The sequence below is a fragment of the Amycolatopsis sp. cg5 genome, assembly GCF_041346955.1.
In the GTDB taxonomy this organism is placed as follows: Bacteria; Actinomycetota; Actinomycetes; order Mycobacteriales; family Pseudonocardiaceae; genus Amycolatopsis.
The window spans coordinates 9143904-9168976 of the sequence record NZ_CP166849.1; the positions used below are offsets into that span (position 1 = coordinate 9143904).

Annotated in this window: 25 protein-coding genes and 2 pseudogenes; 9 read left to right on the plus strand and 18 right to left on the minus strand. The window is 68.3% G+C overall.

Annotation, left to right across the window (positions count from 1 at the left end; translation table 11 throughout):
- Positions 1-68: 68 nt before the first annotated feature.
- From purB to AB5J62_RS41635, 4 genes are read right to left on the minus strand one after another with little or no spacing between them, the layout of a single operon-like run.
- Complete coding sequence (gene purB, locus AB5J62_RS41620; RefSeq protein WP_370945552.1) at positions 69-1493, minus strand: adenylosuccinate lyase; 1425 nt, start codon at positions 1491-1493, stop codon at positions 69-71.
- Positions 1494-1506: 13 nt separating this feature from the next.
- Entirely contained in the window at positions 1507-2100 is a 594-nt protein-coding gene (locus AB5J62_RS41625; RefSeq protein WP_370945553.1) for a TetR/AcrR family transcriptional regulator, read from the minus strand.
- Between the two features lie 11 nt (positions 2101-2111).
- Complete coding sequence (locus AB5J62_RS41630; protein ID WP_370945554.1) at positions 2112-2819, minus strand: hypothetical protein; 708 nt, start codon at positions 2817-2819, stop codon at positions 2112-2114.
- A complete protein-coding gene (locus AB5J62_RS41635; protein ID WP_370945555.1) occupies positions 2812-3321 on the minus strand; it encodes a SigE family RNA polymerase sigma factor in 510 nt (169 codons plus the stop codon). Before AB5J62_RS41635 ends, AB5J62_RS41630 begins: the two co-directional genes overlap by 8 nt.
- Before the next feature lie 114 nt (positions 3322-3435).
- On the opposite strand from AB5J62_RS41635, the gene AB5J62_RS41640 reads away from it, so the two are divergent.
- The 3 genes from AB5J62_RS41640 (at position 3436) to AB5J62_RS41650 (ending at position 5948) form a co-directional block, all read left to right on the plus strand.
- Positions 3436-4467: a low specificity L-threonine aldolase gene (locus tag AB5J62_RS41640; protein WP_370945556.1), complete on the plus strand. Its 1032-nt coding sequence runs from the start codon at positions 3436-3438 to the stop codon at positions 4465-4467.
- On the plus strand, positions 4464-5042 hold the full coding sequence (locus AB5J62_RS41645) for an HAD-IA family hydrolase (RefSeq protein WP_370945557.1): 579 nt from the start codon (positions 4464-4466) through the stop codon (positions 5040-5042). Before AB5J62_RS41640 ends, AB5J62_RS41645 begins: the two co-directional genes overlap by 4 nt.
- A 102-nt stretch (positions 5043-5144) precedes the next feature.
- Positions 5145-5948, plus strand: coding sequence for an SAM-dependent methyltransferase (locus AB5J62_RS41650; RefSeq protein ID WP_370945558.1), 804 nt, complete (start codon positions 5145-5147; stop codon positions 5946-5948).
- On the opposite strand, the gene AB5J62_RS41655 is transcribed toward AB5J62_RS41650, so the two are convergent.
- Together AB5J62_RS41655 and AB5J62_RS41660 are read right to left on the minus strand one after the other, a co-directional pair.
- Entirely contained in the window at positions 5945-6118 is a 174-nt protein-coding gene (locus AB5J62_RS41655; RefSeq protein ID WP_370945559.1) for a hypothetical protein, read from the minus strand. The two genes, AB5J62_RS41650 and AB5J62_RS41655, sit on opposite strands and share 4 nt — an antisense overlap.
- A 137-nt stretch (positions 6119-6255) precedes the next feature.
- Positions 6256-7413: a pyridoxal phosphate-dependent aminotransferase gene (locus tag AB5J62_RS41660; RefSeq protein WP_370945560.1), complete on the minus strand. Its 1158-nt coding sequence runs from the start codon at positions 7411-7413 to the stop codon at positions 6256-6258.
- Positions 7414-7459: 46 nt separating this feature from the next.
- Between AB5J62_RS41660 and AB5J62_RS41665 the strand changes: the two genes are divergently transcribed.
- Positions 7460-7948, plus strand: a complete 489-nt coding sequence (locus tag AB5J62_RS41665; RefSeq protein ID WP_370945561.1) for a L,D-transpeptidase — start codon at positions 7460-7462, stop codon at positions 7946-7948.
- Between the two features lie 56 nt (positions 7949-8004).
- Here AB5J62_RS41665 and AB5J62_RS41670 read toward each other — a convergent pair.
- The 8 genes and pseudogenes from AB5J62_RS41670 to purD form a co-directional block, all read right to left on the minus strand.
- Positions 8005-8220 (minus strand): annotated as a pseudogene (locus AB5J62_RS41670) (transglycosylase SLT domain-containing protein); the annotation flags it as partial.
- 1695 nt (positions 8221-9915) lie between these two features.
- Positions 9916-10209 (minus strand): annotated as a pseudogene (locus tag AB5J62_RS41675) (WXG100 family type VII secretion target); the annotation flags it as partial.
- A gap of 43 nt (positions 10210-10252) precedes the next feature.
- The gene (locus AB5J62_RS41680; protein WP_370945562.1) at positions 10253-10573 is read right to left on the minus strand and encodes a hypothetical protein; all 321 of its coding nucleotides are present in this window, start codon (positions 10571-10573) and stop codon (positions 10253-10255) included.
- A gap of 144 nt (positions 10574-10717) precedes the next feature.
- Positions 10718-11491, minus strand: coding sequence for an ESX secretion-associated protein EspG (locus AB5J62_RS41685; RefSeq protein ID WP_370945563.1), 774 nt, complete (start codon positions 11489-11491; stop codon positions 10718-10720).
- A 2-nt stretch (positions 11492-11493) separates the two neighbouring features.
- Positions 11494-13032 carry a hypothetical protein gene (locus AB5J62_RS41690; protein ID WP_370945564.1) on the minus strand — a complete coding sequence of 513 codons (1539 nt, stop codon included), beginning with the start codon at positions 13030-13032 and terminating at the stop codon, positions 11494-11496.
- Positions 13029-13577: a DUF3558 domain-containing protein gene (locus AB5J62_RS41695; RefSeq protein WP_370945565.1), complete on the minus strand. Its 549-nt coding sequence runs from the start codon at positions 13575-13577 to the stop codon at positions 13029-13031. Before AB5J62_RS41695 ends, AB5J62_RS41690 begins: the two co-directional genes overlap by 4 nt.
- A complete protein-coding gene (locus AB5J62_RS41700) occupies positions 13561-13947 on the minus strand; it encodes a hypothetical protein (RefSeq protein WP_370945566.1) in 387 nt (128 codons plus the stop codon). Before AB5J62_RS41700 ends, AB5J62_RS41695 begins: the two co-directional genes overlap by 17 nt.
- 83 nt (positions 13948-14030) lie before the next feature.
- Positions 14031-15293: a phosphoribosylamine--glycine ligase gene (gene purD / locus AB5J62_RS41705; protein WP_370945567.1), complete on the minus strand. Its 1263-nt coding sequence runs from the start codon at positions 15291-15293 to the stop codon at positions 14031-14033.
- 148 nt (positions 15294-15441) lie between these two features.
- Here purD and AB5J62_RS41710 point away from each other — a divergent pair, with 148 nt between their 5' ends.
- From AB5J62_RS41710 to AB5J62_RS41725, 4 genes are all read left to right on the plus strand, one after another.
- Positions 15442-16557 carry a glycerophosphodiester phosphodiesterase gene (locus tag AB5J62_RS41710; RefSeq protein ID WP_370945568.1) on the plus strand — a complete coding sequence of 372 codons (1116 nt, stop codon included), beginning with the start codon at positions 15442-15444 and terminating at the stop codon, positions 16555-16557.
- 19 nt (positions 16558-16576) lie between these two features.
- Positions 16577-17533 carry a serine hydrolase domain-containing protein gene (locus AB5J62_RS41715; protein WP_370945569.1) on the plus strand — a complete coding sequence of 319 codons (957 nt, stop codon included), beginning with the start codon at positions 16577-16579 and terminating at the stop codon, positions 17531-17533.
- 72 nt (positions 17534-17605) lie between these two features.
- Complete coding sequence (locus tag AB5J62_RS41720) at positions 17606-19135, plus strand: amino acid permease (RefSeq protein ID WP_370950478.1); 1530 nt, start codon at positions 17606-17608, stop codon at positions 19133-19135.
- Positions 19132-20328, plus strand: a complete 1197-nt coding sequence (locus AB5J62_RS41725) for an HAD family hydrolase (RefSeq protein WP_370945570.1) — start codon at positions 19132-19134, stop codon at positions 20326-20328. The genes AB5J62_RS41720 and AB5J62_RS41725 overlap by 4 nt, the downstream gene beginning before the upstream one ends.
- An 87-nt stretch (positions 20329-20415) precedes the next feature.
- Here the strand turns inward: AB5J62_RS41725 and AB5J62_RS41730 are convergent, their stop codons facing one another.
- The 3 genes from AB5J62_RS41730 to AB5J62_RS41740 form a co-directional block, all read right to left on the minus strand.
- A complete protein-coding gene (locus AB5J62_RS41730) occupies positions 20416-20832 on the minus strand; it encodes a pyridoxamine 5'-phosphate oxidase family protein (RefSeq protein WP_370945571.1) in 417 nt (138 codons plus the stop codon).
- Between the two features lie 78 nt (positions 20833-20910).
- Complete coding sequence (locus AB5J62_RS41735; RefSeq protein ID WP_370945572.1) at positions 20911-21570, minus strand: response regulator; 660 nt, start codon at positions 21568-21570, stop codon at positions 20911-20913.
- Entirely contained in the window at positions 21567-22739 is a 1173-nt protein-coding gene (locus AB5J62_RS41740; protein WP_370945573.1) for a GAF domain-containing sensor histidine kinase, read from the minus strand. Before AB5J62_RS41740 ends, AB5J62_RS41735 begins: the two co-directional genes overlap by 4 nt.
- A 144-nt stretch (positions 22740-22883) precedes the next feature.
- Here AB5J62_RS41740 and AB5J62_RS41745 point away from each other — a divergent pair, with 144 nt between their 5' ends.
- Positions 22884-23258 (plus strand): hypothetical protein, encoded by a 375-nt coding sequence (locus tag AB5J62_RS41745; protein WP_370945574.1) that lies wholly within the window; start codon positions 22884-22886, stop codon positions 23256-23258.
- Between the two features lie 500 nt (positions 23259-23758).
- On the opposite strand, the gene AB5J62_RS41750 is transcribed toward AB5J62_RS41745, so the two are convergent.
- The gene (locus AB5J62_RS41750) at positions 23759-24958 is read right to left on the minus strand and encodes an MFS transporter (RefSeq protein WP_370945575.1); all 1200 of its coding nucleotides are present in this window, start codon (positions 24956-24958) and stop codon (positions 23759-23761) included.
- Positions 24959-25073 lie beyond the last annotated feature (115 nt).

A 25073-nucleotide genomic window follows, 5' to 3' on the forward strand; every position in this document is an offset into this window, starting at 1 on the left:
GAGAGTAGAAAGGTTGCCCGTCCACGCCCTATTCGTCCCACTCTGTGAACGCCTTGCCGTGACCTCCGCTACAGGATCGGCTGAGGTGCGTAGCCCCTCGCCTCGGGGAAACGCTCCAACACGTCTTCGATGCGCTTGACCACGGCGTCGACCTGGCGGGGCGCGACACCGGTGAACGAGATCCGGTCGGCCAGCAGCTTGTCGAGTTCGCCACGGTCGAGCGGGATGCGCTCGTCGGCGGCCAGCCGGTCGAGCAGGTCGTTCTCGGCGAGCCCCTGCTCACGCATGGCGAGCGCGGCGGCGACCGCGTTCTCCTTGATCGCCTCGTGCGCGGACTCGCGGCCGACGCCGGCGCGGATCGAGGCCATCAGCACCTTGGTGGTGGCCAGGAACGGCAGGTAGCGGTCGAGTTCGCGGGCGACGACCGCCGGGAAGGCGCCGAACTCGTTGAGCACGGTCAGGAACGTCTCGAGCAGGCCGTCGAGCGCGAAGAACGCGTCCGGCAGCGCGACGCGGCGCACCACGGAATCCGAGACGTCACCCTCGTTCCACTGGTCGCCCGCCAGCTCGCCGATCATCGACAGGTAGCCGCGCAGCACGACCGCGAGGCCGTTGACGCGCTCGCAGGATCGCGTGTTCATCTTGTGCGGCATGGCGGACGAGCCGACCTGACCGGGCTTGAAGCCCTCGGTCACCAGCTCGTTGCCCGCCATCAGGCGGATCGTCTTGGCGAGGCTGGACGGTCCGGCCGCCAGCTGGACCACAGTGGACAGTACGTCGAAGTCGAGCGAGCGCGGGTAAACCTGGCCGACGCTGTCGAAGCGCTGGTTGAAACCGAGGTGCTGCATCACCCGGTCCTCCAGCTCGTCCAAAGTGGACTCGTCGCCGAGCAGGTCGAGCATGTCCTGCGCGGTGCCGACCGGGCCCTTGATGCCGCGCAGCGGGTAGCGCTCGATGAGGTTGTCCAGCCGCGAGAAGGCGACCAGCAGCTCGTCGGCCGCGGACGCGAACCGCTTGCCGAGCGTGGTGGCCTGCGCGGCGACGTTGTGCGAGCGCCCGGCCATCACCAGGTCGGTGTGCTCCAGCGCCAGCGCGCCGAGCCTGGCGAGCACGGCGGCGACCCGGGAGCGGATCAGTTCGAGTGAACGGAGCTGCTGCAGCTGCTCGACGTTCTCGGTGAGGTCACGCGAGGTCATGCCCTTGTGGATGTGCTCGTGCCCGGCGAGTTCGCTGAACTCCTCGATGCGGGCCTTCACGTCGTGACGCGTGACACGTTCGCGCGCGGCGATCGACTCGAGGTCGACGTTGTCCAGCACGCGCTCGTAGTCCTCGACGACGCCTTCGCCGACCTCGACGCCCAGGTCGGCCTGCGCCCGCAGCACGGCGAGCCAGAGCCTGCGCTCCAGCTTGACCTTCTCCTCGGCCGACCAGAGGGTCACCATCTCGGGAGAGGCGTAGCGGCCGGCCAGGACGTTCGCGATACGAGGCTTCACGTCCCCAAGATACTCAAGCCAGTTCGGCGAGCAGCATCCGCTTCGCGACCCCGCGCGGATCGGGGTCGATCTCGATCAGCGCGTTGACGACGGCGCCGTCGACGAGCGCGACCAGCCGTTCCACGGCAGGCGGCGGCAGCGGGCGGCCCGCCCGCGAGAAGATCTCACCGAGCTGGGCGTTGAACTCGACGGTGATCTTGCGCATGACCGGCCGCAGGTATTTGCGGCGGCCGGTGGCGACGAGCCGTTCGTAGCGCAGCACGACGGCCTCGTTGTCGGCCTCGGTGTCACCGGTCTGGTCGCCGAGCAGCATGAAGAGGATGAGGTCGAGCAGTCCCTCGACGCCTTTTCCCGGGTCGGACTGCTCCTCGATGCGCTTGCGGCTTTCCGCGAGCTCGGTGAACGAGTAGTGCTCGACGGCCGCGATGACCAGCTCGTCGAGCGAGTCGAAGTAGTAGGTCGTGGACGCGAGCGGCAGGTCGGCTCGTTCGGCGACGGCGCGGTGGCGGATGGCGTCGAACCCGCCCTCGCCGAGCAGCTGGGCAGCGGCTTCGACGAGCGCGGCGCGTCGTCGTTCACCCTTGGGTGTGCTGGCTGCTGCGGTCATGACGGACCAGTTTAGAACCGGGCGGCCAGCCGGTTCACGGCGCGTGAGAGGTCCGCCGCGAACGGAGGCGTGGTATTTCCGGTGGTGGGGACGCTGCGCACGACGAGAATCAGTCCCTTGGCCGTGGTCGCGGACGCGGTCGCCGAGTCCGGCGCCTGCGGGATGGCGGTGCCGGGCTGCAGTAGCGCGATGTCCATTTGGCCGCCGTCGACGGGGAACCGGGCGGAGCGTGGCGCCGTCCCACAGAAGGCACCGATAGTGGGGGCCGTCACGGGGACGGAGAGCTCGCCAGCGAGGGCTGTGGCGAGCTCTTCGTCCACCGCTTCGCACCCGAGGGCGCTGCCGGCCCGAGGGCCGTTCTTCCCTGACGCGTCACCCCCCTGCATGGGAGTCGTGCCGGGAAGGCTTTGTTTCTCCCCACCGCTAGTGGGACGCCCGGAGGAGTCCAGAGGTTGCGCCGAACCACCCGATTGGGTGTCAACGGCGGCGTTCCCTGGTGCGCTTGCCGTCTCGGTCATTCCGCCGATCGCGCCGGAGAGCCGGATCGCGCCGAGACCGAACAGGACAAGTACCGCAAATGTCCCAGCGACCCCGGCCGCCTTGCGTCGCCGCGCGGTGATCTTCTTGGACTCGCTGACGATGTCGCCGTGGTCGAACGACGGGGCAGGCGGTTCCCCCGGCGCGCCGGCGAACAGGCGTTCCAGTTCGCGGTCATCCATTGGTCTCCACCTCCTCACCGAGCACCTCGCGCAGGTTCGCGAGTCCTCGCGCCGTCTGGCTCTTCACATTGCCTTCGCTGCAGCCGAGCGCCTTCGCCGCCCCGCTGACGTCCATTCCCTCGAAAAAGCGCAGCACCAGCACCGCACGCTGCCGGGGCGGCACCTGGCGCAGCGCGACGATCAGGTCCTGCCTGGTCGCCACCTGGTCGTCGAGCCGATCACCGACGACGTCCGGCTCCGGCAGGACTTCGGTGTCCCGTTCGCGGCGCCATGGCCGTCTCGACTCGTCGATCGAGGCGCGCACCAGTGTCTTGCGGACGTAGGCGTCCGTCGCCGCGCGGTCCCGGATCTTCGTCCACCTCCGATGCAGGGCCACGAACGCCGTCTGCGCGAGATCGTCGGCCTTGTGCCAGTCGCCACAGAGCATGTACGCGGTTCGGCGCACGGAGTCGCGCTTCGCAGCGAAGTACTCCGCGAATTCCTGCTCGTCGCGCTGGTTCACGCGCCTGTGTTCTCCGCTCTTTCGCTTTCGAGGTGATAGACGGAACCGGGGGCGTCCACGGTTGCACCACCGAAGCGTTTGCGAGTGCGCAGCAGTCTGTGATGTGATCGAACCGTGACCTTCACCGCAGCTCAGCTGGACTTTCGCTCTGACACCGTCACCCGCCCGGATGACACGATGCGCACCGCGATGGCGTCCGCGGAGGTCGCCGACAACGTGATCGACACCGACCCGACCGTGCGCGCGCTGGAGCAGCGCGCCGCGAAGGTGCTCGGCCAGGCCGACGCGTTGTGGACGCCGAGCGGCACCATGGCCAACCTGATCGCGCTGAGCCTGCACCTGAAGCGCGGAGACCGCTTCCTCGCGACGCGCGGGGCGCACGTGCTCAACAACGAACTCGGTTCCGCGGCGTGGCTCGCGGGCGGCATGCCCGAGCCGCTGGAGCACGACGCCGGGCCCGGCCGCCCGACGCCGGAAGCGGTGGAGATGGCCGCGGGCATGGCCGACGGGCCGTACTACACGCTGCGGACCACGTTGCTGTGCCTGGAGAACACGCACAACGCGGCAGGCGGCGCGGTCACCCCGCCGCACGAGCACGCGCAGCTCGTGGCCGCCGCGCGCGACAAGGGACTGAAGGTCCACCTCGACGGCGCGCGGCTGTGGCACGCTGCCGTCGCGCTCGGCGTGCCGCCCGCGGCGCTGACCGTCGGCGTCGACTCGGTTTCGGCGTGCTTCAGCAAAGGACTCGGCGCGCCGGTCGGCTCGGTCGTCGCGGGCAGCGAGGAGTTCGTGAACCGCGCCAGGCGGATGCGGCAGATGCTCGGCGGGGGCGTGCGCCAGGGCGGGATCCTCGCCGCGGCCTGCCTGGTCGCGCTCGACCGGGTCGGCGACCTCGGCGAGACGCACGAGGCGGCGCGACGGCTCGCGGCCGGGCTCACCGAGTTCGGCTGGGAGGTCGACACCCCGCAGACCAACATCGTGCTCGCCGGCGTCCCCGATCTCCGGATGGCGCTGGATCACTTGGGAACACTGGGAATTCTCGCGCTCCCGATGTCGGGGAAGGTGCGTTTCGTACTGCACCGCGATCTCGCGGCGACCGCCGTCGAAGACGCGCTGCGCCGGATCAAGACGGGGAGTGCTTCGTGAACTGGACGGTCTTCGACTACGGCGAGGTCATCGTCAAGCGGACTCGGGCGATCCCGAAGCTGGCCGCCACCATGGGCGTCACGGCGGAGGATTTCGAGCCGCGGTACTGGGAACTGCGTGACGCCTACGACCGCGGGCTGCCGGATCCCAAGTACTGGGGCGGAATCGGCGCCGCGCTGGGCGTCGGCGTCGACACCACGCTGTCGGAGGAATTGACCGCGCTCGACATCGAAGGCTGGCTGGAGCTCGAGCCGTCGACGGTCGAGTTGCTGGCGGCGCTGGCCGAGGCGGGCGCTCCGCTCGCGTTGCTGTCGAACGCGCCGTCCAGCATGGGCCGGGTCGTCGAGCGGCAGGAGTGGGCGACGTGTTTCCGGACGCTCGTCTTCTCCGGCGACGTCGGCTTCGCCAAGCCGGACAAGCGGATCTACGACTTCGTCGCCGCCAAGCTGGACGCCCGCCCCGGCGATTGCCTGTTCTTCGACGACCGCCAGGTCAACGTCGACGGCGCCATCGCCGCAGGCTGGAAGGCACACCGCTGGTTGGGCGCGGAGGACGCGCGAAGCCAGGTGGGTTAGCCCAATGTGACGGTAGCGGTCCATCCGCTCACCCGCGGTGAGCGAGATGGCCTAGAGTGGACCCCGTCATATGCCGGACGCATGTCACGACGGGGTTTCCTCATGACGTCTCCCGCGGACTTCGACAGACCCAGCATCGCCAGGGTTTTCGACGCTCTGGTCGGCGGTCACGAACACCGCGAAGCCGACCGCGAGGTGCTGCGCCAAATACTGGAGCTGGCGCCGGAAGCACTGGTGATGGCCAGGGAACTGCGCGACTGGCTCAAGCGCACGGTCCGCTTCCTCGCCGACCAGGTCGGCGTCGAGCAGTTCATCGACCTCGGATCCGGCTTCCCCACGTCGGACAACACGCACACGATCGCGCACCGCTACAGCCCGCACGCGCAGATCGTCTACGTCGACAACGACCCGGTGGTGCAGGAGCGCGGACGGCAGCTGCTCGCCGACAACGACTTCACCCACATCGCGGGCAACGACCTCACCCGGCCACGCGAGACACTCAGCGACCCCGACGTGACCAGGCACATCGACCTGAGAAGACCGGTCGGCCTCATTCTCTGCGCGATCATCCATCACATCGAAGATCTCGCGCAGGCACAGGAAATCGTGCGCGCCTACGTGGACGCGCTCGCGCCGGGCTCGTACCTGGTGCTGGCGCACCAGTTCAACCCCGGCGACGGCAGCGAGTCGAGCGATGTCGCCCAGTCACTGCAGGACCGCTTCAACGGGACCGGTCTCGACACGCTGTACCGCACGCGTGCCGAGATCGTCTCGTTCTTCGACGGCCTCGACCTGGTGGAACCAGGCCTGACCTACCCGCACGAGTGGTGGCCGGACGGGCCGCGGTTCTCACCGCTCTCGCCCTGCAACTTCACGACACTCGGCGGGGTAGGCCGCAAGCCCTAGTACTTGATCCGCTTCGGGTCCTTGCCGCCCTTGATGGCGCCGTAGGCCGCGGTGCCCAGGAACAGCACGCCACCGATGATGGCCAGCCAGAACAGCCCCTTGATCACGAATCCGAGCACGGTGAACGCCAGCCAGATGACGATCAACGCACCGACGATCTTCCAGAACATGACATTCCTCCGCTCGGTTCCGGACCCCCTTGGCCCTTGTCCTCAAGGCTGCCACGTCCGGCCCGGAAACTCCTGTCTTCCGGCCAACGTTCAGGGAACGACCAGGGTTCCCCCTGAGGAGGGTCGCACGACGTCCCTCACTTGAGCCAAGCGCCGATGCGGCGCACGCCTTCTTCGACGTCAGTGCGGCTGCCTGCGAAGGAGAGCCGGACGAACCGGTTGCCGTCGACCGGGTCGAAGTCCACGCCAGGGGCGATGGCGACCCCGGTGTCCGCCAGCAGCCGCTGGCACCAGGAGAGGCTGTCGGTGGTGTGCTCGGAAACGTCCACGTAGGCGTAGAAAGCACCGTCCGCGGGCGCGACCTTGCCGAGCCCGATGCCGCGCAGCCCGTCGAAGAGCAGGTCACGGTTGGCGCGGTAGTGCTCGACGTGGCCGTCGGCCTCGGCGTACGACTCGGGCGTGAACGCGGCGACGCACGCGTGCTGCGCGATCGCGGGAGGGCAGATGGTGAAGTTGCCGGTCAGCACGTCGACCGCGCGGTGCAACCGCCGCGGCACCAGCATCCAGCCGATCCGCCAGCCCGTCATGGCGAAGTACTTGGAGAACGACCCCAGTATCAGCGCCTCGCGGCCGAACGCCCACGCGCAGTCGAGCTCCGCGCCGTACGAGATGCCGTGATAGATCTCGTCGCTGATCAACTGCACACCCCGCGCGGAGCACCAGCCCGAGATCGCGGCGAGCTCACCGGGCGGCAGCACGGTCCCGGTCGGATTGCTCGGGCTCGCGACGATCAGCCCGTTGATCGGCCCGAGCCCGTCGAGCAGCTCGGTGGTCGGCTGGAAACGGGTGCTCTCGTCGGTGGCGAACTCGACGACCTCGCACCCCAGCACCCGAAGCAGATTCCGGTACGCGGGATAGCCGGGCCGCGCCATCGCGACCCGGTCACCCGGCTGGAACGCGCTGAGGAAGGCGAGCAGGAACCCGCCGGACGAGCCGGTGGTGACCACGACATCGGCCGGGCTCACGTCGAGCCCGTACTTGGTCTCGTAGTGCCCGGCGATGGCCTCCCGCAGGTCAGGGATGCCGAGCTGCTCGGTGTACCCGAGGTTCGCGGTCTGCAGAGCCTTCTCCGCGGCCGCGCGCACCGGCGCGGGCGCACCGGCCGTCGGCTGCCCGGCGGCGAGACTCACCAGGTCGCCGTGACTGCGCTGCCTGGCGCCCGCGGCGGACACCACGTCCATCACGTGAAACGGCGGGACGTTGGACCTGGCTGCGGGACCCGGGAAGTCGACCATGGCCGTCACGCTAAACCTTTTGGGGTGCTCACTCGTACAGGAGGTCATGAACAGAGCCTTGTTCGCCTTGCTGCTCGGCGCGACGCTCACCGCGTGCTCGCCTGCCGTGTCCGCGCCGCTGCCTCCCGCGCCCGTGGTGGCGCCTGCTCCGGCCACTACCCCCGTTTCAACCCCGGCGCCGGCGCCGGTCATGCCTTGCGCTGCGACCACTCGGGCCTGCGTGAGCCTGTCGCAACGCTTGGCGTGGCTGCTGGAAGACGGTCAGGTCGTGTACGGGCCGGTGCCGACCATGCCCGGTGGGCCCGCCGACCCGACGCCGGTCGGGACCTGGCCGGTCGACCGCAAGAACAAGGTCTACCGGTCGCGGCAGTACAACCTGCCGATGCCGAACTCGGTCTTCTTCTACCCTGGCGTGGCCTTCCACGAAGGCAGTCTCACCGAGTTCTCACACGGTTGCCTGCATCTGTCCAAAGAGGACTCCGAGCGATTTTTCGCCGCGCTGCAACGAGGAGACCGAGTGCAGGTGGTCGCCTGAGTCCTGGGTCGTGAGTGGTACAGCCGGTTCTAACCGGCAATACCACTCACGAGTCCTTAATAGCCTTGGTATCCGCCGCCGTGCGACATCGACTTCAGGCCGGGGTGACCGTCGAACCCGCCGTAGCGGCTGAAGGTGTAGCGGACACCGGCGATGATGTTGTCGACCGGGTTGTAGATGTTGTCGTGGCCGGGCAGCTTGTGCGAGTTGAAGGTCGGGTCGATGCACTGCATGAGTCCCTTGGACGGGGTTCCCTTGGCAGCATTCGAATTGCCGGTCAGGAAGACGTCGTCGCCATCTCGCGCCGTCCAGGTACCGAGTTCGGTCGTGACACACCAGACGTCACCCCGTCCGGCATCCTCCTTGGTCAGGAACGCTCCCGTGATGATCGGGTTGTTCGATCGGACCGCCGCCTCCGGGCTCCACGCCTCCGGACGGCCGGACCTGGCGATGTGCAGCACCCGCGGTCGGGCTCCGGCCAAGTAGACCGCAAGAGTCACGGCCTCGAGGATCGCGCCGGGCGCTTGGTACACGATCACCTGCGGTTTCGTGTAGCCAGGCCGCATAGAGCGGGTGCCCTCAGCGTCGGTGATCGCGTCGAGCCATGCGACGCGCTGCTCGGATGACATCGCGAGAACCTGCGCGACCGCGTCCGTCTTGGGATTTCCGGCCCGAGCCAGCAGATCTTGGGCATATTCGTGCTCAAGCCGGAACTGGTGGCGAGGGCCGCAGCCGCCCCGATCGTCGACGTATACCGCGTGCGGCACCTCGTCGAGCAGCCGCCGCAAGGACTCGACCATGTCCGGCTTGGACTGTGCGATGGAAACCGTCGGCCGGTGCAGGCGGTTCTCCACGTGTCCATCACCGGCGATCCAACCGAGTATGGCCGCCTCTCGCACAGTGATGTCGAGACTGGTTTCAGTATTCGCGGGGGCGCTCAGCAGCAACCGGTCTCGCGAGCCGACGCTCTCCGTCGTGACGAATCGTGGCTGCGTGGCATACACGTTCTGCTGTTTCTGAGGCACTACCCCATGCACCTTGCGGCGGTGTACAGCCACGCCGTTCGCGGGCTGTACGACGGCTTTGGGCACCCAACCGCATTCGGGACAGACCACCGGCAGGTCGTCCCTGGGCACGTGCGTACGGGGCAGGCTCACCCATCGATGGTTCGGCGTCGTAGTCGCATGCCAGCGTGAATTCCCCATCCGCACCAGCGGGGCATCATCGTGGTGCACGACCCTCGAAACACGTGTCCACCGAGAACACCCGGTCGCGTGGTCGTAGCCGATGGTTTCATCGCCGACCTGGACCTCATCGTGCTTCAGCCAACCGCGCCGCGTGAGGATCATGGTGTCGATAGGTACGCAATCCCAGTTGTTTATCGCGTTGGGATTACCGCCGGACTCCTTCTCGATGATCGTCCAGATCTTGCTGATGTCGGCATCGGTGACCGGAATTCCGTTGGCCTGCAGGATTTTGATGGCTTCCTGAATCCATTGCTGCACATTGCCAGGCGGGGTCGTCGAAGGCGGTGCGCCGCTGGAGCCGAGTCCGCCACCGCCGCCGCTGCTGCCTCCGCCACCGCCGTGTGAGGCGCCGTTGCTGTGGACGCCGCCGGTCCTGGCCGGCAGGGTTCCGTCCTTGCCTGGCAAGGGAACCGAGGAATAGCCGCCCTCGATCTGGGTCTTCATCAGCTGCTGCGACTTGGCGATCTTCTCGTCAGCCGAGTCGACGAGGTCCTTCATCGCCTTGGCCGCGGCCTCGGCGGTTTTGTGGTTCTGGGTGTTGGCCGTGCTGATGACCTGCTCGGGCGTGGGGTTGGGCATGGGGCCATGCCCTTCCGTGTAGACGTGCATCTGCGCGGTCGCGGTGGCCAGCTGGCCCTTGGCGTCGGCGATGACCTTCTTGATCGCGTCGTCGGCGTCGGCGCGCTTGCTGAGCACGGAGGTCTTGATGTCGTTGAGCTGGGTCGCGAGGTCGGAAAGGTCCTTGCTCACTTCTTGGAGATGGTCGCGGACCTTGTCGCCCGCGGCGGTGACGGTGTCGACGTAGGCGAAGAAACCGTCGGCGGCGTCGCCTTCCCATACTCCGTTGCGGAGCGCTTTGACGGAGTTCGTCAGCGATGTGTTGTGGTCGTCGGCTTTTCCGGCCGCTTCACCGAACTGGCGGGAGGCCTCGTTGATCGCGCCGAGATTGACCTTTTCGACGCGCTGCGCCTGGGCGGTGACGTCACCCCAATTGTCCGGATAACCTATCGCCACGGCGTGGCCCCCTTGTCTTCAGCGTTCCCCGATACGAAAACGCTCACGCTTTCCGGCCGTCCTGGTGCACGGTGATGTTGTCCTTGGCGATTTCGTCGGCTTCTTGCATGAGCCGCATCGCGTGGCGCAGCGCGTTCGCCGTGCCAGCCATCACCGCGCCGCCCGCGTCGAACTCGTTGTGGACGCCCTTCTTGAAGTCGTCGACCGCGCCGTGCGCGTCGTCGGCTCCGGTCATGCCTTTGAAGGGATTGTCCTTTTCGTGCTCGAAGCCCGTGACCTTCTTCTTCGATTCGTCGAACTCGTGCTTGAGCTTGTCCACCTGCCCAGCCGCGATGCGCATCGACTCCAGGTCGTACTTCGGCACGGTTCGTCATCCCCTTCGCGAAAAGTCTGCGTCCGCCAGGTCAGACGCGTCGCTGACGCCGGCGGTTCCCGCGCATACTGTATGACTTCGGCCGCGCTCCGTGTGCCGATCTTGGCAACTCTCACCCATTCCGCTGGAACGGGTTCACAGGCGATCGAGCAGGTCCCAGACCTTGCCCGCGAGCAGGGTGTTGTCGGCCGGGGTGACCGTCGCCCAGTCCCGCCCGTCGCTGTTGCGCGCGAGCTGGAACAGGTACCGGCCCGCGTCGGTGTCGAAGAACGACACCACGCGATCAGCGCGGTGGACAATGCCGTCGCGGCCACGTCGCTCGACGCCGAACTGCCCGCGTGCTTCCTGGCCGAGCAGCATGCCGGCGAGCTCTTGGCTTTGCCACAGCGGCAAGCCGCGGTCCTCGAGCGCGGTGACCAACGCCTTGGCCTCGCCCGCTGCCTCCGCGTCGGCGGCGACCAGTGCTTCGTGGGGGACGCTGATCGACTGGCCGATGCCGGGCGCGAGCACGCCCGCGACCGAGACGGCGGCCTCGACCAGGGTGTCCGGGCGGGCCGGGATGAGCCAGAGCTCGCCGTTGTCGACCACGCCGAGCAGCGCGTCACGGCCGACGCTGACCGCCTGGCCCTTGATCTCGCGGTCCGTCCACACCCAGACGTCGATGGCGGTCTGGGGATGGGCGAACAGGTTGAGCATGTCGATGAGTTCGCCGGACGCCTTGTGCCCACGGGCCAGGCCGCGGTCGGCGAGCGACTCCCATGCCTGCTCGACCAGCGACGCGCGCTCGGCGTGGGTCAGGCCGGGGGTGGGGACGTCGAGCGCGGGGTGCCGCTGCGGCAGGCGCTCGACTTCCCAGAGCATGTCGAATTCCAGCGCGGACAGCACCACGCTGTCGTTGTTCGATGGCATCGTCAGCGGGGACCCGCGTCGTCGCCGATGGTGTCGGGCGAGACCATGCGCTGGTCGGCGAAGAGATCCTTGTCGTCGACGCCGTAGCGGCGCACGTGCTCGGCGTCTTCTTCCTGCGGCGCGGCTTCGGAAAGCAGGCCTGGCCGCTGCTTGCGCTGCTCGGTGTTGAGCTTGTCCGCGCCGCGTAGCCTGCGCTGCTCTTCCTCGGGCAGCTCGGCGAGCGGGACGTTGCCGGTGCGTGCCGGGCCGCGGGGCGTGCGGCGCTTGTCCGGCTCGCCGCTGACGGCCGCGCCGACGCCGCCCGCCGCGATCGCCGCCGCGCCGGAGCCCATGTCGCCCGCGGACATGCCTGCCTTGGGCATCGGCGTGAACGGCCTGCCGCCTTCGGACTGCGGGAGCGGAGCCTGCGGGCCGGAACCCATGACCTTGCCCTTGCCGAGGTGCTGCTCGGCGCCGCTGGTCAGGCCGGGCAGACCGGCCGAGCCGCCCAGGTTGCTTCGCACGCCGGACCCCGTGTTCGAGCCCTGACCACCGCTGGTCGGCAGGCCGTCGAAGGTCGTCGCGCCGCCGAGCACGTCGTCGATCGGACCGGAGCCACCGGCGACCGGCCGGGCGCCGCCCGCGATCGGGGCGGACGGCATGCCGGGAACTCCGGGCATGCCAGGCGCGGTCGGCATGACCGGCGGGCGGGCCGCCGCCGGCGCGGTCGCGTTCGACGCCGGCTTGGTCTCGTGCACGGTGGCCTTGGCGACCGGTTGCGTCGTGACGGGGTCGCAGTCCGGCGCCGGGACACCGATCGGCGGGGTCGGGGCGCTCGGGGACGGCGCGGCGACCACCGGCGGCTTGTGGGTGGTCGAGATGTGGGAGGCCTTGGTGCTCTCCTTGACCTCCGGGCCGGGCCCGACGTCGACGGCCGCGCCGCCGAGGTCCACCGGGCTGGGGCCGGTCGGGCCGGAGCCCATCCGCAGGCCTTCCGGCTCGGCCATCGCTTGGGTGGTCGCGAGGTTGTCGCCGCTGGTCACCGAGTACGCGTTCATCGCCTCGACGGCCTGCGCCCGCGCGTTGAGCGCGGCGGAGACGTCGCGGACGTGATCGGTCTCGAAGCCGATGAGGCTGAGCAGGTTGTCCGTGAGCGTGAACCCGCCCGCGCCCTTGCGGATCACGGTGGCGTCGGGGAGTTTGTGCAGCGTCCGCACGAATCCCTCGCCCTGCGAGAAGAGCTGCTCGGACGCGTGGTCGACCTTCGACTTGGCGTCGACGGAGAACCCGGCCTCCTTCGCGAAGACCTGGCCTGCCTGGCCACCGGCCTGGCTCTGCCATTCGACGCCGAGCTTGGCCAGCTCGTCACGCAACGTCTTGTCGGTGTCGGCGAGCGCGCCGCTGACGGCCTTGAGCGCGTCGACCGCCGAGCCGATGCTCTTGATGCCGGGGCCGCGGCGGAACTTGTCGATCTCGTCGGCGAGCGAGTTGTCGGTCATGCCGTCGAACCGGTTGCCGCGGATGGTCTCCGCCACCGCCGCGATGTCCGAGAAGTCCATCATGGCCTCGCTTTCAGGGTCCGCAGTGCGAGTTCCGCCGCCTGCTGGGACATGTCACAGAGCTGCTGCTGGCCGAAGCCGCCGCTCACCGGGAACGCCTGCACCACCATCGTCTGGCCCCTGGCGACGCCGACCAGGGTTTCGCAGTCGCTCGGATCGGCGCTCGCGCGGTAGTTGCGCAGCGCGGGGAAACCGTCGACCCGCGCGGGCTCGACGGTCATGCTCGATTTGCGCCGGTCGCCGCTGAGCCAGGCTTCGAGGTCGGCGGCGACGGGCGTCACGCCGTACGAGTAGTACGGCTTGGTCAGGTCGGCGTCGAAGGAGCAGCCTTCGGCCGTCTTGCGTGGCTTGCTGTTGACCTTGAGCTGGTCCAGCTGGGTGTCGGTGAGCAGCGAGCACGCGTCGACGTCCTTGAGCGACAGCTCGCTGGGCCTGCTCATCGAGGCGGGGGCCGTCGCGGGCTCGGTCGTCGGCGTGACGACCGGATCCGACCCGCAGGCGGCCAGCGCCAGCACGGCCAGCAGCAGCCCGCTACGCGCGATGAACACCGCGGTCCCCGAACGCGGCGGTCTTGTCGTCCTCGCTGATCTTGTACCGCTTCGCGGCCTCGCGTAGCTGTTCTACCAGGTCACGCAGGCCTTGGACGTACGACCGGACCCGCTTGGCGTACGACTGGTCGCCGTCGGAGACCAGCATGTTCCACGCCTTGGTCGCGTAGGTGCTGATCGCGTCGTCGGACGGCGCGTCGATGTGCAGCTCGCCGAGCCGCTCGCGCAGCTTGTCCTGCAGCGCGTTGGCCTGGTCCTCGACGATCTTGGCGACGGCGAGCAGTTTGTCAGGGTCGACCTGGATATCGGCCATCCCCGGCACCGTCGGCACGGTCGAGTTGAGCTCGTGAACAGCAGCTGTTCCGGACATGTGCGCGCACCCCTCCTACGGACGGTAGCCGACCGGTCTCGAATTCCGAGGCTACCAACCCTGGTGTAGGGGTTGGCTAAGTTTCACGAAGCCGGGGTCGTGATCTCGCCCTTCGCCGCCAGCAGCGCGATGTCCGTGCGGTGGTGCGAACCGGCCAGGTGCACCCGCTCGACCGTGGCGTACGCCTGCTTGCGCGCGGCCTTGAGGTTCTTACCGGTGCCGACGACCGAGAGCACCCGGCCGCCGGAGGACACCACGGCGCCGTCGTCGCGGCGACGGGTGCCCGCGTGCAGCACGCCCTCGATCTCACCACCGGAGATCACGTCACCGGTGCGGGGCTTGCCGGGGTAGCCGTCGGCGGCGACCACGACGGTGACCGCGGCGCCCGGGTCCCAGTCGAGCGCGGGCTGCTTGTGCAGCTTGCCGACGGCGGTCGCCTTGAGGAGCCCGGCCAGCGGTGTGCGCAGCAGCGCCAGCACGACCTGGGTCTCCGGGTCGCCGAAGCGGCAGTTGAACTCGATGACCTGCGGACCTTCCGACGTCAGCGCGAGGCCGGCGTAGAGCAGGCCGCTGAACGACGAGTCACGCTTGACGAGCTCGTCGACCACGGGCTGGACGATGTCGCGCACGACCTCGTCGACCAGGCCTTCCGGCGCCCACGGCAGCGGCGCGTAGGCGCCCATGCCGCCGGTGTTGGGGCCGGCGTCGCCATCGCCGACGCGCTTGAAGTCCTGCGCCGGGAGCAGCGGGACGACCGTCTTGCCGTCGACGAAGCAGAAGAGCGAGGCCTCCGGGCCATCCAAAAAGGACTCGAGCAGCACCGGGTGGCCGCCGTCGAGCAGCATCAGCGCGTGCTTGCGCGCAAGGTCGATGTCCGGAGTGACGACCACGCCCTTGCCTGCGGCGAGCCCATCGTCCTTGACGACCCAGGTCGGGCCGAAGCGGCCGAGCGCGGCGTCGAGCTTCGCCGGATTGTCGACGATCTCGCTGCGCGCGGTCGGCACGTTGGCCGCGGCCATCACGTCCTTGGCGAAGGCCTTCGAGCCCTCGATGCGGGCGGCGGCGGCCGACGGGCCGAACACCGCGATCCCGGCCTTGCGCACGGCGTCGGCGACGCCCGCGACCAGCGGGACCTCGGGGCCGATCACGACCAGGTCGGCCTTCCAGCTCTTGGCCAGCGCCGTGACGGCCTCCGGGTCGACGGCGTCGACACCGAGCTGCTCGGCCACCCCGGCCGTCCCCGCGTTGCCTGGCGCGCAGGCCAGGGCGGTGACGGCAGGGTCCTGAGCGACAGCGAGGACGAGGGCATGCTCACGGGCCCCGGACCCGATTACCAGTACGCGCACGCAGAGCAGCGTAGTCGCGGACCCGAAGCGGGCGAATTCCGGCACTAGGCGTTCACCCGCTGGTCAGCCCGGAGACCGTCGTTGGTCGCTTGCGCGAACAAGGGTGTCGCGGTACGTGTCTCCAGTCTCCCCAAGGAAGAGGTCATTCATGATGCGCAGGCGACTGGGCGTGCTCACGCTGACGGGACTGGCCGTCATCGGGCTCGCGGGACTGGGTGCGGCGAACGCGGAGGAACAGGGCGTGGAGAGTTACGGGCACCACCACGACGGCGCCGTCGTCGTCGGGCACCGGGGCGCGCCCGGCTACCGGCCCGAGCACACGCTCGCCTCCTACGAGCTCGCGTTCCGCCAGGGCGTCGACTGGGTCGACGTCGACCTCGTGCCGACCAAGGACGGCCAGCTGGTCGCGCGGCACGAGCCGGAGATCGGCGGCACCACCGACGTGTCGAAGCACCCGGAGTTCATCGGCCGCAAGACCACCAAGATCGTCGACGGCGCGCCGCTGACCGGCTGGTTCACCGAGGACTTCACGCTCGCCGAACTGAAGACGCTGCGCGCGACCGAGCGGATCCCGCAGTTCCGCCCGAACAACCAGCTCTACGACGGCCGCTACCAGATCGCGACGTATCAGGAGGTGCTCGACCTCACCAAGCGTCTCGGCCGCGAACTGCACCGCACGCTGGGCACCTACCCCGAGGTCAAGCACTCGACCTACTTCCAGAAGCTCGGCAACCCGACCGAGCCGAAGCTGGTCGAGATCCTCAAGCGCAACGGCCTCAACCGGCCGAACGCGCCGGTGATCATCCAGTCGTTCGAGGTGAGCAACCTGATCGAGCTGCACAAGCAGGTCCGCGTGCCGCTGCTGCAGCTGACCTCGGCGACCGGCGCGCCGGCCGACTTCGTCGCGAAGGGCGACCCGCGCACGTACAAGGACCTGGTGACCCCGGCCGGTCTTCGTGAGATCGCGCGCTACGCCACCTACCTCGGCCCGGAGAAGGCGCAGATCATCCCGCTCGACGCGACCGGCAACCTCACCAAGCCGACCTCGCTCGTGAAGGACGCGCACGCGGCGAAGCTGCAGGTGCAGCCGTACACCTTCCGCAACGAGAACAACTTCCTGCCGGTCGGCCTGCGCTCGTCGGCCGACCCGGCGCGCTACGGGAACGTCTTCGCGGAAGAAGAGGCGTACTTGCGGGCAGGAATCGACGGCTTTTTCGCCGACCAGCCGGACACGGCTCTGGAAAGCGTTCGCGCTTTCCGCTGAAACCGTTGATCCTGGGTGAATGATCGAACCGCCCCAGGATTTCTCCGGCGTGATCCGCGTTGATCGCGACGGTGAGACGGTGTTGGCGAAGGCCTATGGTTTCGCGCATCGCGGCCATGGCGTCGCCAACACCGTCGACACCCGCTTCGCGATCGCCAGCGGCACCAAGGGACTCACCGCGGTCACGGTGCTGAGCCTGATCGCCGAAGGCAGGCTGTCGCTGTCGACCACCGCGCGTTCGGTGCTCGGCGGCGACCTGCCGCTGATCGCCGACGACGTCACCGTCGAGCATTTGCTCTCGAATCGCTCCGGTATCGGCGATTACTACGACGAAGAAGCCGAAGAAGAACCGGTTTTCAATGTCGCGCTGCTCGACACGACCGAAAGCTTCGTTCCGGTGCTCGACGGTTATCCGACGAAATTCGCGGCGGGTACTGATTTCTCTTATTGCAACGGTGGATTCGTCGTGCTCGCGTTGATCGCGGAGCGGGTGAGCGGCGTGCCGTTCCACGATCTCGTGCGAACGCGGGTGTGTGAGCCCGCGGGCATGGGCGACACCGAGTTCCTGCGCTCGGACGAACTGTTGGGCCGGATGGCGACGGGCTACGTCTCGGAGCAGCGGTCCAATCTCTTCGACCTGCCGGTGCGCGGCAACGGCGACGGCGGCGTCTACACGACCGCCGCGGACATCCACGCGTTCTGGGCGGCTTTGTTCGCGGGCAAGCTGATCCCTGATCTGGCCGAGGTGCTGCGCAGGCGCACGCCGACGACCAAGCACGGCGGCAAGGGCTACGCGCTCGGCTTCTGGCGGCACCGGGACGACATCGTGATGCTGGAGGGCGGCGACCCCGGCGTCTCGTTCCGCAGCGTGCACGACCCCGCGCGCGGCATCACCCACACGGTCATCTCGAACACCTTCGAGGGCGCTTGGCCACCGGCCAAGCAGCTGGAGAACAAGTTATTGACGGGACCTTGACACCTCTGAGCAGCGGGGTCTAACTTCGGCGGGTCTCAATGGTCTGTCCGTATACCTTTTAAGTGGGTGCCCATGGACGTGTCCGACAAGCAGAGCGCCGATGACGATGCCGCCCTCCTCCACAAGCTCGGGTACGCCCAAGAGCTGAAACGCACGATGTCGGCGTTCTCCAACTTCGCCGTCTCGTTCACCATCATCTCGATCCTCTCCGGCTGCCTGACGCTCTACGGGTTCGGCATGAAGACCGGCGGCCCGGCCGCGATGATCTGGGGCTGGCCGCTGGTCGGCGTGTTCGTGGTGCTCGTCGGCCTCGGCATGGCGGAGGTCTGTTCGAGCTACCCGACCGCGGGCGGGCTGTACTACTGGGCCGCGAAACTGGCGCCGCGCAACGGCGCCGCGTGGTCGTGGTTCACCGGCTGGTTCAACCTGATCGGGCAGATCGCGGTCACCGCGGGCATCGACTTCGGCGCCGCGCTGTTCCTCAACGCCTTCCTGGACCTGCAGTTCGGCTACGCGGCGACGCCGGGGCACACGATCCTGCTGCTCGCGATCATCCTGGTCGTGCACGGCGCGTTGAACACCTTCGGCGTGAAGCTGGTGGCGTTGTTCAACGGGATCAGCGTCTGGTGGCACCTGCTCGGCGTGCTGGTGATCGTCGGCGTGCTGATCGTCGTGCCGGACAAGCACCAGAGCGCGTCGTTCGTGTTCGGCAGTTTCGTGAACAACACCGGCTGGGGCTCGTCGGTGTACGTGTTCGCGCTCGGGCTGCTGCTCGCGCAGTACACGCTGACCGGCTACGACGCGTCCGCGCACATGACCGAAGAGACCAAGAACGCGGCGAAGGCGGGACCGCGCGGCATCATCAACTCGATCCTCGTCTCGCTCGTCGCGGGCTGGATCCTGCTGATCGGGCTCACCTTCGCGATCCAGGACTACGACGGCGCCGTCGGCTCGGCCACCGGTGTGCCACCCGCGCAGATCTTCATCGACGCGACCGGCGCGACCACCGGCAAGCTGCTGCTGCTCATCTGCATCGGCGCGCAGTTGTTCTGCGGCATGGCATCGGTGACCGCGAACTCGCGGATGATCTACGCGTTCGCCCGCGACGGCGCGATCCCCGGGTCGACCTTCTGGCACAAGATCAACAAGCGCACGCAGACCCCGACCAACGCGGTCTGGCTCGCCGCGGGCGGCGCGATGCTGCTGGCGCTGCCTTACCTGTGGAGCGCGACGGCCTACGCGGCGGTCACGTCGATCGCGGTCGTCGGGCTATACGTCGCCTATGTGATCCCGGTGTTCCTGCGGGTCCGCAAGGGTGACGACTTCGAGAAGGGCCCGTGGAACCTCGGCAAGTGGGGCAAGCCGGTCGGCATCGTGGCGACGATCTGGGTCGCGCTGATCTTCGTGCTGTTCATGCTGCCGCAGGTCTCGCCGATCACCGTGGACAGCTTCAACTACACCCCGATCGCGTTCCTCGTGGTGCTCGGCGGCGCGGCGCTGTGGTGGGTACTGTCCGCGCGGAAGTGGTTCAAGGGCCCGAAGGTGCAGGGGTCCGAGGCGGAACTGGCCGCCGTCGAGCAGGAACTCAAGGAGCTGGGATGAAACTGGGTGGCGTGCTGGCGGCGGTCGTCGCGGTGCTCGGGCTCGTGGCGCCGCCCGCGCAGGCGGCGCCGGCACGCCACCCGGTTTGCCCGCAGCTCAAGGCGGATCAGGGCTGGTCCGGCCAGAACCGCCTTGAGCTGCAGAAAATGATCTGCGCCGAACGCGGCGTCGCGGTCTTCGACTGGGACAACACGGTGGTGCGCAACGACATCGGCGACGCGATGACGTTCTGGATGCTGCGCAACGACAAGATCGTCGCGCCGCGCGACTGGAAGTCGACCTCGGCCTTCCTGACCGACGACGCCGCCGGTTCGCTGTCGGCTTCGTGCGGCAGCGGTCCACTGTGGACCAGCGGTTCGGACACCCGGTGCGCCGACGAGATCCTGTCGATCTACACCGACGGCAAGACTTCAGGCGGCAAAGCGGCCTTCTCCGGCTGGAATCACCGGCGCGTGGAGCCGCAGTACGCGTGGGCCGCGCAGCTGCTCGCGGGGCACCCGCCGTGGGAGATCGCGGCGTTCACTTTGGCCGCGCGGCGGGAAAATCTCGCCGCGCCGATCGGGACCACGCAGCGGGTCGGCAGCAAGCAGGTCACCGGCTGGGTGCGCTACTACGACCAGCAACGCGACCTGATCCGCACCCTGCAGCGCGCCCGGTTCGACGTGTGGATCGTGTCGGCGTCCGCCGATGTGGTCGCGAAGGTGTGGGCGGCCGGCGTGGGAATCGCACCCGATCACGTGATCGGCGTGCGCACGGAAATCGCGCGTGGCAAGCAAACCACGCGACTCGTGCCGTGCGGCGGTGACAGCGCGGCGATCACGTACATCGACGGCAAGCGCTGCTGGATCAACCAGGAGATCTTCGGCGTGCGCGGGCCGGCGGCGTGGACGACGCGCGGGCGTCAGGTGTTCGCGGCGGGCGACTCGACCACGGACGTCATGTTCACCGGCGACGCGCGCGGGCTGCGGCTGGTGATCAACCGGAACAAGGCCGAGCTGATGTGCCACGCGTTCGGTGACGGCGACGGAAAATGGCTGGTGAACCCGATGTTCATCCAGCCACTGCCCCAAAAGACCGCTGCGTACCCATGTTCGACCACGGCCTACACGAACCCCGACGGCAGCGCCGGTCCCGTGCTGCGCCCCGACGGCTCGGTCATCCCCGACCAGCTCGAACCCCCACTACCGGGATAAAGCGGGCTTTACTCCCCGATGTTTAGCGGGCTTTATCCCGGGGAGTAAAGCCCGCTTTATCCCCGGGGTTATGGGGACAGCGCGGGTTCAGGTCGGTCTGCTCGTCGGGATGCGGCGGCCGGACACGACCTCGATGGGGATCCGGAGGTAGAGGTCGTCGGGCGCGGGAGACCAGCCTGGCAGGGAAATGCCGTTGAGCGCGGCGACTTCGAGTGGGCAGCGGATCTCGGTGGCCTGCCCGACCACGCGGACGCTCCAGCCGCTGGACAGATCCTCCGAAAAGGACCCTGCCTCGAACGCGACCACCGCGCCGCGCGCCGCCGCGGAGAGTTTGCCGCCTGGGCTCGCGCGGATGATCACGGCTTCTTCGTGCACGGTGAACTGGACCGGCTGGATCGCGGGCATGGCGCGTTCGGTGTAGACGATCCGGCCGAGACCGACGCTGCCCAGCAGCTCCAGGCACGCGAGGCGGTCCAACACCTCCGGACCGACTGAATCGAACATATCCACTCCTGCACTTCACCCACTACGGTGATCTCCACTTTCGGGGATGCGTGCAAGAGCAACCAGGGCCGAAGGACCCTACTCAGAAGTAGATGGCCCCTTCAGCCGGTTCCGTTCGGCGTAGACCGCCGCCTCCGTTCGCCTGGTCAGACCCAGTTTGTGCAGCACAGCGGACACGTAGTTCTTCACGGTCTTCTCCGCGAGATAGAGCCGTCTGGCGATCTCGCGGTTGGTCAGGCCGTCGGCGATCAGAGCCAGCACGCGTTGCTCCTGCGGGCTGAGCGAGGCGTACCGCGGATCGATCGCGCCGGTCTCGCCACGCAGCCTGGACATGACCGTCGCGGTGACTTTCGCGTCGAGCAGCGAACCGCCGTCCGAGACGGTCCGGACGGCGGCGACGAGATCCATCCCCGAGATCTGCTTGAGCAGGTAGCCTGCCGCGCCGGCCATGATCGCGCCGAACAGCGCCTCGTCGTCCGAGTACGAGGTGAGCATCAGGCAGGCGGGTGGCGGGTCGAGCACCGAGCGGATCTCGCGGCAGACGGTGACGCCGTCGCCGTCCGGCAGCCGCACGTCGAGGATCGCGACCTGCGGCTTGGCGGCCGGTATCCGCACCAGCGCCTCGGCCGCCGAGCCCGCCTCTCCGACGACCTCCAGGTCACCCGCGTTCTCGAGCACGGTGCGCAGGCCCTCGCGGACCAGTTCGTGATCGTCGAGCAGGAACACGGAGATCGTCATACTCGGGCCTCCCGGGGTAGTTGCACGGTCCAGTTGAGCGCGGCCCCGCCGCCGGGCGCCGGCTTGAAGGTGAACGAGCCGCGCCAGCGTTCAGCCCGGCTGGCGAGGTTCGAGAGCCCGCTGCGCCTGCCGGGCTCGTCCGGCGGGCCGACACCGTCGTCGGTGACGGACAGGACGAGCTCGGTGCCGTCACGGTCGACGCGGATGTCGACGTCGACGGCCGAGGCCTTCGCGTGGCGCGCGGCGTTGGACAGCGCCTCGCGCAGCGTCGCGAGCAGGTCCGGGCGGACAACGTCGGGCACGAGCGAGTCGAGCGGGCCGTCGAAGGAAACCTTGGGTTCGAACCCGAGCGCGGCCGTCACCTCGCGCACGCAGCGCAGCATTTCGGTGCGCAGGCTCGTTTGGCCGTCCGGCTCCTCCTGCAGCGAGAAGATCGTGCGGCGGATCTCGCGGATGGTCTCGTCGAGCTGTTTGGTGAACGCGGTCAGCCGGTCAGCGGTCTTGGGTTCAGACTGCATGCTGACGCCTTCGAGGCCGAGCCCGATGGCGAACAGCCGCTGGATCACCAGGTCGTGCAGATCGCGCGCGATCCGGTCGCGGTCCTCGAAGATCGCGAGCATCCGGCGCGCTTCCGCCGCGCGGCCGAACTGGATGGCGACGGCGGCATGCGCGGCGAAACTCTCGGCGAGTTCGAGATCGGCGTTGGTGAACTCGGGCTGACCGTGGAACCGCGCCAGCAACAGCACGCCGAGCACCTCGTCGGCGAAGGAAAGCGGAACGGCGACCGAAGAGTCGAGTTCGGTGACCCGCTCCGGCAGTTCCCCTTCGGGGTCTTTCGACCTGGCACGAACCTTGTCGCCGTATTGATTGAAAATCATTGACCGGCCACTGAGATAGACGTGCCCGGATCCCGTTTCGGCGATCGGCACCGAAAGACCGTTCACCTTTTCCCCACCCATGCCGACACCGTCGACGACATCGAAAATGAGGTTCGCCGCATTGTCCTCGTCCGGCACGGCGATCACCGCGATGGGCGCGTCCGCGAGCAGCCGCGCCCGCTCCGCGACCACGCGTAGCGCGGCACGCGGATCATCACCGGACAACAAGGCGCCCGTGATGTCCTGGGAGGCTCGCAGCCACTGTTCTCGACGGTCGGAGTCACCGATCACGCGCAAGAGGTTACCGCCGAACGGCGGATTATCACCCGCTTGTACTGAAAACAAGAGGCTAACGGATCTTCCGCCCAAGGCCGTTGAGCCGCTGACGTCCCCTTTTCCCTTCCGCACACTGAGTGCGTGGGAAGGGGCTACCCCATGATTGTTTTCGGACACCCGAAACTGGCACGCCTGCCATCGGCGACCGCCTACTGCTGCACGGCGTCCTCCGCCGCCGCGAGTCTCGCGGAACTCCGCGACAGCTGCCGCCGTTTCGCGCTCGACCACGACCTGCGCATCACCGCGTGGGCGACCGAGGTCATCGCCGACGACGTCACCCAGCGCTGCACCTCGCTGCTGCGCTACGCGATCGAGTTCGCCACCGACCCCGAGACGGACCTGCTGCTGATCGCGGAGTCCCGCACCCTGATCCGGTCTTGGGGCGCCGCCGTCTTCCTCGCCAAGTCGTTGAGCCCGGCCGACGCCAAGATCCTGCGCGTCCCCTCGACCCGCCACCGTCGCCCGGGGTCGTGAGCGGTACGGCCGGTTCTAACCGGTCTAAACACTCACGACCCCTGCTCGGCTGCCTCGCTCGTGTCAGGGGCGTGGTCTGGCTTGAGTGAGGGCCTAGTTCGCTCGGATTCGCGGGGTGGGGGCCTAGTTCGACCGTATATACGGGTGAGCGAGGCCCTGACCCGTGCGGTTCGGGTGAGGGCCTCCCTCACCCGAACCGAGCGTGGATGAAGGCTCCCTCTCATACCTGGGCCAAGTGCCTGGGTGAGTGCGGTTTGCGTCGTTCAACGACGCATTTCCCACACAGCCACCCCGCCGCAGCCGAGCAACCAGACACGCCACCTTTGACCTTCCGCTCAATAACCGGCGAAAACACTCACGACCCTTGCGCCCAAGGCGTGCATGGATGGACGCCACTCGTACACAGACGGACGACACGCGTACCTGGATGGACGACACGCGTACCCAGGGAGTCGGCACGCGTGCCTGGGGAGTCGGGACGCTAGCCCGGCCTGGCGGGGTTAGCCCACGGGGGTGCGGGAGCGGGTGCGGACGAAGGTGATGCTGGCGGCGCCGAGTGCGCCGACGATGGCGAAGGCGTAGAAGCCCCAGGGGTAGGCGATGCCGGCGTCGAGGAGGAAGCCGCCGAGTAGCGGGCCGGTGATGGCGCCGAGGCGGCCGACGCCCGCGGTCCAGCCGAGGCCGGTCGCGCGGATCTCGGCGCCGTAGGTGCGGGTGACGAAGGCGTACACCAACACCTGGGCGCTGAAGACGAACATGCCGGTCAGGAAGACCGCGATGTACAGGCCGATCGAGGGCAGTTTGACGCTCAGCAGAGCCAAGAACGCGGCTGCGGCGACGAACCAGGTGATGGTCGAGCGGCGGACGCCGACGCGGTCCGCGACGTAGCCCGCGATGAGGAGGCCGACGATGCCGCCCAGGTTCAACGTGAGCAGGAGGCCGAGCGCGGCGCCGAGTGGGTAGCCCGCGACGCGCATGATCTGCGGGAGCCAGGTGTTGAGGCCGTAGACGAGCAGCAGGCCCATGAACGAGGTCACCCAGAACGCGATCGTCGACAGCAGCAGCCCGCCCTTGAACAGCTTGCCGACGACCTCGACGCCGGGCTTGCCCTCCTCCTGCCGGAAGGCTTCCGACTCCGGCAGGTAGCGCAGCATCAACGGGACGAGCACCAGCGCGGGCAGCGCGCCGATGACGAACATCGCCTGCCAGCCGAAGGCCGGGATGACCGAGATGCCGAGCAGGGCGGTGAGCACCGCGCCGACGTGGTAGCCGGTCATCACCGTGGTCGCCGCGCTGTTGCCCTTTCCTCGGCGTGAGTGCTCGGTGACCAGCGTGATCGCGGTCGGCAGGCAGCCGCCGAGGCCGAGCCCGGCCAGGAAGCGCAGCAGGCCGAACCAGAACGCGGACGGCGCGACCGCGCACAACGCGGTGAACACCGAAAACGAGGCGACCGCGATGATCAGCGCCTTGCGCCGCCCGATCACGTCGGTGATCGTGCCGATGGCCATCGCGCCGATGGTCATGCCGACCAGGCCGAACGTGGACACCACGGCGACCGAGCCCGCGGTCAGTCCCCATACCTTGCCCGCGAGCAGCACCGGGACGACCACGCCCAGCACCACCAGGTCGAAACCGTCCAGCAGCACGGCCGCCCAGGCGAGCGGCACCACCCAAGGACTTCTCGCAGCTGTCTCCGGCATCGAGGAACCTCCGTTAAGGCACTGTTCTAAGTGCGCACAAGCATTCGCATAGCGCACAGTGTAGTCCAGATTACTTCCACTGGCCAGAAGGGAACCTTCCCGCGCGCCGGAACAA

Coding starts and splice junctions, on each gene's coding strand:
- AB5J62_RS41625 (WP_370945553.1), bottom strand. CDS start 2,100: ATGACCGCAGCAGCCAGCACACCCAAGGGTGAACGACGACGCGCCGCG.
- AB5J62_RS41630 (WP_370945554.1), bottom strand. CDS start 2,819: ATGGATGACCGCGAACTGGAACGCCTGTTCGCCGGCGCGCCGGGGGAA.
- AB5J62_RS41650 (WP_370945558.1), top strand. CDS start 5,145: ATGACGTCTCCCGCGGACTTCGACAGACCCAGCATCGCCAGGGTTTTC.
- AB5J62_RS41655 (WP_370945559.1), bottom strand. CDS start 6,118: ATGTTCTGGAAGATCGTCGGTGCGTTGATCGTCATCTGGCTGGCGTTC.
- AB5J62_RS41660 (WP_370945560.1), bottom strand. CDS start 7,413: ATGGTCGACTTCCCGGGTCCCGCAGCCAGGTCCAACGTCCCGCCGTTT.
- AB5J62_RS41665 (WP_370945561.1), top strand. CDS start 7,460: ATGAACAGAGCCTTGTTCGCCTTGCTGCTCGGCGCGACGCTCACCGCG.
- AB5J62_RS41685 (WP_370945563.1), bottom strand. CDS start 11,491: ATGCCATCGAACAACGACAGCGTGGTGCTGTCCGCGCTGGAATTCGAC.
- AB5J62_RS41690 (WP_370945564.1), bottom strand. CDS start 13,032: ATGATGGACTTCTCGGACATCGCGGCGGTGGCGGAGACCATCCGCGGC.
- AB5J62_RS41700 (WP_370945566.1), bottom strand. CDS start 13,947: ATGTCCGGAACAGCTGCTGTTCACGAGCTCAACTCGACCGTGCCGACG.
- AB5J62_RS41710 (WP_370945568.1), top strand. CDS start 15,442: ATGATGCGCAGGCGACTGGGCGTGCTCACGCTGACGGGACTGGCCGTC.
- AB5J62_RS41715 (WP_370945569.1), top strand. CDS start 16,577: ATGATCGAACCGCCCCAGGATTTCTCCGGCGTGATCCGCGTTGATCGC.
- AB5J62_RS41720 (WP_370950478.1), top strand. CDS start 17,606: ATGGACGTGTCCGACAAGCAGAGCGCCGATGACGATGCCGCCCTCCTC.
- AB5J62_RS41725 (WP_370945570.1), top strand. CDS start 19,132: ATGAAACTGGGTGGCGTGCTGGCGGCGGTCGTCGCGGTGCTCGGGCTC.
- AB5J62_RS41730 (WP_370945571.1), bottom strand. CDS start 20,832: ATGTTCGATTCAGTCGGTCCGGAGGTGTTGGACCGCCTCGCGTGCCTG.
- AB5J62_RS41735 (WP_370945572.1), bottom strand. CDS start 21,570: ATGACGATCTCCGTGTTCCTGCTCGACGATCACGAACTGGTCCGCGAG.
- AB5J62_RS41745 (WP_370945574.1), top strand. CDS start 22,884: ATGATTGTTTTCGGACACCCGAAACTGGCACGCCTGCCATCGGCGACC.
- AB5J62_RS41750 (WP_370945575.1), bottom strand. CDS start 24,958: ATGCCGGAGACAGCTGCGAGAAGTCCTTGGGTGGTGCCGCTCGCCTGG.